The organism is Moorena sp. SIO3B2 (genome assembly GCF_010692525.1).
Classification (GTDB): domain Bacteria; phylum Cyanobacteriota; class Cyanobacteriia; order Cyanobacteriales; family Coleofasciculaceae; genus Moorena; species Moorena producens.
In genome coordinates this window covers 1-5,555 of the sequence record NZ_JAAHHE010000381.1, presented here as the reverse complement: position 1 = coordinate 5,555, position 5,555 = coordinate 1, and the positions used below count along the sequence as shown (strand labels likewise).

Annotated in this window: 7 protein-coding genes; 5 read left to right on the top strand and 2 right to left on the bottom strand. The window is 43.1% G+C overall.

Annotation, left to right across the window (positions count from 1 at the left end):
* Nucleotides 1–481: hypothetical protein (locus tag F6K38_RS34175; RefSeq protein WP_287359531.1), on the top strand; the 481-nt coding region annotated here is incomplete at its 5' end.
* Nucleotides 482–740: 259 nt separating this feature from the next.
* On the opposite strand, the gene F6K38_RS34170 is transcribed toward F6K38_RS34175, so the two are convergent.
* The gene (locus tag F6K38_RS34170) at nucleotides 741–1,823 is read right to left on the bottom strand and encodes a metal ABC transporter solute-binding protein, Zn/Mn family (protein ID WP_008185484.1); all 1,083 of its coding nucleotides are present in this window, start codon (nucleotides 1,821–1,823) and stop codon (nucleotides 741–743) included.
* Nucleotides 1,824–1,947: 124 nt separating this feature from the next.
* Here F6K38_RS34170 and F6K38_RS34165 point away from each other — a divergent pair, with 124 nt between their 5' ends.
* The 4 genes from F6K38_RS34165 to F6K38_RS34150 all read left to right on the top strand — a co-directional run bounded on the left by F6K38_RS34165 (nucleotide 1,948) and on the right by F6K38_RS34150 (nucleotide 5,028).
* Nucleotides 1,948–2,667: a metal ABC transporter ATP-binding protein gene (locus tag F6K38_RS34165; RefSeq protein WP_008185482.1), complete on the top strand. Its 720-nt coding sequence runs from the start codon at nucleotides 1,948–1,950 to the stop codon at nucleotides 2,665–2,667.
* A gap of 173 nt (nucleotides 2,668–2,840) precedes the next feature.
* Nucleotides 2,841–3,323: a DUF2656 domain-containing protein gene (locus F6K38_RS34160; RefSeq protein WP_008185480.1), complete on the top strand. Its 483-nt coding sequence runs from the start codon at nucleotides 2,841–2,843 to the stop codon at nucleotides 3,321–3,323.
* A 132-nt stretch (nucleotides 3,324–3,455) separates the two neighbouring features.
* On the top strand, nucleotides 3,456–4,349 hold the full coding sequence (locus F6K38_RS34155; protein WP_287255989.1) for a metal ABC transporter permease: 894 nt from the start codon (nucleotides 3,456–3,458) through the stop codon (nucleotides 4,347–4,349).
* A gap of 271 nt (nucleotides 4,350–4,620) precedes the next feature.
* Nucleotides 4,621–5,028: a DNA adenine methylase gene (locus F6K38_RS34150; RefSeq protein ID WP_008185477.1), complete on the top strand. Its 408-nt coding sequence runs from the start codon at nucleotides 4,621–4,623 to the stop codon at nucleotides 5,026–5,028.
* A 30-nt stretch (nucleotides 5,029–5,058) separates the two neighbouring features.
* Here F6K38_RS34150 and F6K38_RS34145 read toward each other — a convergent pair whose 3' ends face one another.
* A complete protein-coding gene (locus tag F6K38_RS34145) occupies nucleotides 5,059–5,325 on the bottom strand; it encodes a hypothetical protein (protein ID WP_008185476.1) in 267 nt (88 codons plus the stop codon).
* Nucleotides 5,326–5,555 lie beyond the last annotated feature (230 nt).

The following is a 5,555-nucleotide window of genomic DNA, read 5'->3' as shown; positions in this document are numbered from 1 at the left end:
AGCAGGAACTCTGACTGGGATAGCAATTTGGGGGCGACTCATAGATCGGATTGGCTTTATGCGTACCATATATATTATCGTCTTAATGCTGGCAACTGTCGGAGTGCTATGGCTATTTGTGCAACCTATTGAATTCTCCTATGGTTGGTGGCAGTTGTCATCTCTCAGCCTGGTCTTAATTGCTATTATTACTGGCTTTTTACAATCGGGATTGAAAATGGCATTGCTCGTTGGCGTACACAATACTGCCACGGAGCGATCGGCAGTTACAGCATTGGCTTTCTTCAATAGTACCGGAATGATGCTGGGCAATCTAGTACCCTTATTTGTTGGATTTTATTTAAATTTTACATTAGGAGTATGGAGATTTTCTCTGGGTGCTATTAATATTGACAGTTATCAAATGATTGGTTTATTGAGCGCTTTATTGTGTTTGCTGAGTGCCGTGATGTGTTACCGCAGCCGTATCCTAACGCTATAAGTCCATAGAGATGCTTCCTGTGGTTGGCGATCGCCATTGAATCTAATACCTCTAAATCCTAGAAGTCAGGAAGCAGGGTTAGTGGGGGCGATCGCCTCTACAAAACTGGCGGATTTAGTGGCAACGGTATTCGAGGAAAATTATAGCGTTTATAGGACTCATGACTTACAAATGGATCCCCCTAAATCCCCCTTAAAAAGGGGGACTTTGAGGTTAATAATTGTACCTCATACATGCAATTAACGCTATATATCAGCAATCATTTAGCAGCTTTGGCAGCAAAAGAAGAACAATTTCCCCCCAAACCATCTACAATGGCACAGGTATTGCTAGTAATCATGCCAATATAAGTTCCAGTATCACTCCCTTTTTCTCCTAGACCATCTGCAAATAACTTTTGGTCTGAGAGTTTAACCTTTGCTTCTCTGGCGACAGTGCCAATAACCTTATCATTTGTTGTTACTTCGGCGAAAATTGTTGGTACCTTACTTTTCTTAATCTTCTGTACCAGTTCTTTCACCCGTGCTGCTGTCGGTGCTTCTTCTGCGCTAAGCCCTTGCAACGCATCAGAATCAGAAAAACCGTAAGCGTTAATGTAGTACCCTAGGGCATCATGGGTAGTAATTAGTTGGCGTTGCCCTTTGGGTATGGTAGCAACTTGTGCTTTGACCCAAGCATCCAACTGTTCCAGTTCAGTGGTTAGCTGTTTGGCATTCTTGGCATACAATTCCTGATCATCTGGGTTAAGTGCTGCCAGTTGGCTACGAATTACTTCTGCCATCTTGATACCATTTTGGACATCATGCCAAATATGGGGGTCGGGCTCTAGTTCCTCATCACTGTGAGCGGATCCTGTCTTTTCTTCCTCATGGTCATGGTGATCATCATGGTGATCCTTATGGTGATCCTTATGGTCATCCTTTTCTTGCTCATGATCATCGTGGTGATGTGCTTCCGCCATAATTGGACTAGGCACAGCTTGATCATGCACCGCTATTTTAGGAGCTGGTGTATTAGTGGCTTGAACTAATTTAATAACTTCTGGTTCAAAGTCGTAGCCACCGTATAGAACTAGTTGGGCTTGCTCTAGGGATTGGCGAGCTAAGGTGGTAGCTTTGTAGGTATGAGGGTCTTGACCTGGTTCAATCAGACAGGCCATATCAATGGTATCTTGGGCAATTTCTGTTGTTAAGTCACAAAGCACACTGTAGGATGCTACCACTAGTGGCTTCTCCCTTGATGAGGTTTCACTGCTTTGACTACAACCACCTAGTGCTACCCCAAGGGCGACAGCAGCACTAGCTAAGATGCTAGGAAGTTTAACTGGTAAGGGTTTCAGCATAGATCAACCCGTTTAAATTAGTAGGGATCAAGAACAAGAATCATTTTACAAGGCTTAGCTGAGAACGACAATCAGTTGCAGCCACGCTAAACTATGATAGTGGTAGTCGTTCTCACAAAACCTAATGTTAGAAGTCCATAACCTAGGAGTCTGTTACCGAGACACTTGGGCTATTTGTGATATATCCTTCTCCCTCCAGCCAGGACAATTAACTGGTTTACTGGGGCCCAATGGTGCTGGCAAAAGTACTATGGTGAAGGCGATGCTGGGACTGATTCCAGCAGTGAATGGGGTAGTGAAATTGGCAGCCCGTCCCCTCCGGAGTCAATTAAAACGAGTCGCTTATGTTCCTCAGCGATCGCAAATTGATTGGGACTATCCGATTACGGTATGGAATGTAGTGATGATGGGTCGTACAGTCCACACCGGTTGGTTTAGGTCTCCTAGTCGCCAATCTAAGGAAATTGTTAAGAATGCGTTAGAACGGGTGGGTATGTTCGAGTATCGCCACCGTCAAATTGGCGAACTCTCTGGTGGACAGCAGCAGCGGGTATTTTTAGCGCGGGCTCTAGCTCAACAAGCGGAGTTATTATTTTTTGATGAGCCATTTGTGGGCATCGACAAAAAGACGGAAGACATTATTTTTGAGGTTTTTAGTGAACTTAAATCCCAAGACAAAACCTTACTAGTGATCAGCCATGACTTAGGAGAAACCTTAGCTCATTATGATCAACTCCTTTTATTGAATAAGCAACTGATTGCTGTGGGTTCAAGGGCCCAAGTGCTGACACCGGAAAACCTGAGCAAGGCTTATGGTAAGGTGATGAGTTTGGCCGCAGCTTGAGGGCTGAGTGTTGAGTGCTTAGTTCTGAGTGCAGAGCCTGCTAAGTCTGTCAGTCCCAGAGTAGGAGAGTAATACATGTTAGATAGGGTTCACTGTTCAGCAATGAACCCAACCTAATATATACTGATTCTTGCTGGGCTGGAAAATTGATCAAACAGGATATCACAGGACTTATGACTGACTCTCAAACTGGTCGGATGTTGCTTTCCCATAACTTTGAACTATCAGAAGATAGTTTTCCTGAACTAAACCGGGAAGAATTCACTCAGGTATTTGCTGAAGGATTAAGTAACTATCCATCCTTAAAGTGTCGTAAATTAGATCATCCCCATTGGATGGTTGAAATTTTATTCCCTACTCAAGAGTTTACTGCACCTAAAGTTGGAGAATTGTGTGCTCAAGCTCTAGTAGAGAAGCGGATTAGTCAAAAAAAGGGGGATTTTTTGCCAGATATCTTAATATTAGGAGGTTTAAAGAAAACTCCACCCTTAAGTAATTCTCCTGATACTCTCCAAACCGGAGAATGGGGAGTTGATGTTGTAGAAACGACCTCAGCAGAGCAATTTTTAACAGCCCTAGGATGGGAGGATAAAACAGCTGGTAAAACCATTGACAATGTTTTCAAGATTGAAAAAATAAATAATACTTCATCCTAAATTTAAATCAATTATCATTAGTTGGTTATAATTATAGGTTTCCTAAATCAATTGTGATAATTTTTGATCCCAAGTTCCCGACTCCCGACTCCCGACTCCCGACTCCCGACTCCCGACTCCCTTTTATTTACTATGAATTGGCTGATTGAGCCCCTAGGTTTTGAATTTATGCGGAATGCGATCGCAACGGCTGTGCTGTTGGGGATATTAGGCGCAGTGGTAGGCAGCTACTTAATAGTACAACAAATGAGCCTGATTAGTAGTGTGATTGCCCATTCGGTTTTACCTGGTCTCTCAATCGCATTTTTTTTAGGAATAAATATCTCTATTGGTGCATTGATTGTAGGTATCATTAGCGCTTTAGTTGTAGCGGTGATTCCTAAGCGTACCCGAGTCAAAGTCGATGCAGCAATGGCGTTGACCCTCAGCAGTTTTTTAGGCTTAGGAGTCATCCTAATTACGGTTCTGAAAACTAACCAACTTGACTTAGAAGATATTCTTTTTGGTGACATCTTAGGGGTGAGACCAGCAGATGTCTGGCAAACCCTGGTGATTACAGGAGTAATTTTACTATTAACAAAGTTATTCTATAAAGAGCTATTATTCTATACCTTTGATCCCTTGGGAGCCCAAGCTAGCGGTTTACCGGTAAAACTAATTTATTTCGGGTTAATCTTGGCGATTACTCTCACCATTGTCGCCAGTATGCAGACGGTAGGGGTGTTGCTGGTTATTTCTCTGTTAATCGGACCCGCGACTACCGCTTATTTATTAGTCAAAGAATTACATCATATGATGGGTTTAGGCTCAATGATTGGAATTATTTCCAGTGTCAGTGGCATGTATATAAGCTATTATTTTAATTGGCCATCAGGTCCAGCAATTGTAATGGTAATCTTTAGCTTATTTTTCCTGGCATTTTTGTTTAGCCCAACCCAAGGTATTCTAACGGAGCCAGCGATAGCAGGTCGCCCGGCTAAGTTATTGACTTTGCTGAAAGAATTATTGAGATCGAATCGAGGGTAAGCTATCAGCAATCAGCAATCAGCAATCAGCAATCAGCAATCAGCAATCAGCAATCAGCAATCAGCAATCAGTTGACAGCTGACGGCTGATTGCTGCTGACTATATTGCCAATCATCTAGTGTCACCCTTCGCAGTAGAACTTCAATCAATATCTTGACCTTCTTGCGGTAGTCTTAGACTTGCATAAGTACTATGAGTAGATTTATATCTCCAACAATCCTCTTGCAGAGGTCTTCGGATTACCAGGGTCAGCGCAATAAAGGATAAGCCAATGACTCAACTTGAGCTATTTAATACTGCCTCTCTCACCAGTCCTAAAAAAGTCATCAATGTAGCCAGTGTCCCCCAACGTAGCCCATTTCGCTATGCTGGTGGTAAAACTTGGCTAATACCCCAAATTCGCCAATGGTTGTATAATAAAGGTGGTACAGACAAGGAACTTTTTGAACCTTTTGCTGGTGGAGGTATAGTCAGTCTTACTGCTGCTTTCGAGAATTTAGTAGGTAGAGTGACTATGGTAGAAAAAGATGAAGGGGTTGCTGCTGTGTGGCAGGTGATTTTAGGTGGTGGTGCCGAATGGCTAGCTGAAACTATTGTCAACTTTCATCTAACTCCACAGAGTGCTAAGCAAGCTATTGTGAGCTTGACGAGGGGCTTACGATCCAAGCTCGAATCGTGAAACCCGCGAATTTGGAATGACCAGGAATCTTTATAACTCCGATGCTGAAAGTCGCCCTTCCATTGGCTCGTATTCATCTTCTAACAGCCAAGTTTGGGTTTCATCATAGGTTGCTCCACTAAACACAACCTTGTAATTCTCAGCAGGATCGTACACACAACAACTACCTGATGAATTACCCAGTAACAGCAGGATGTAGGGAGGGGATAGCATGGGGTCAATCCAAACTTCAGCGAAATCCCAATCACTATTGGCTGGGTCGAGTACGGGGAATAACATGGTATTGGTTTTTTCCATCTATCTTCACGAAGAGCAATCGCCTCCACCCCCCAGAGCATTTGCTGTGATAAATGCTTAGGAAACCAAGCAAGCTCAAGAACTCCAGCACTTTTGTGCTTACCAGACTAACCGTCAATTAATGATGGGTTACGCTATCACTAACCCATCCTACTGGACTTACTAATTACTACACCCGGGAACGAGGTTGATTTTAAGCTGACTGCTGACTGCTGACTGCTAAATGCTTA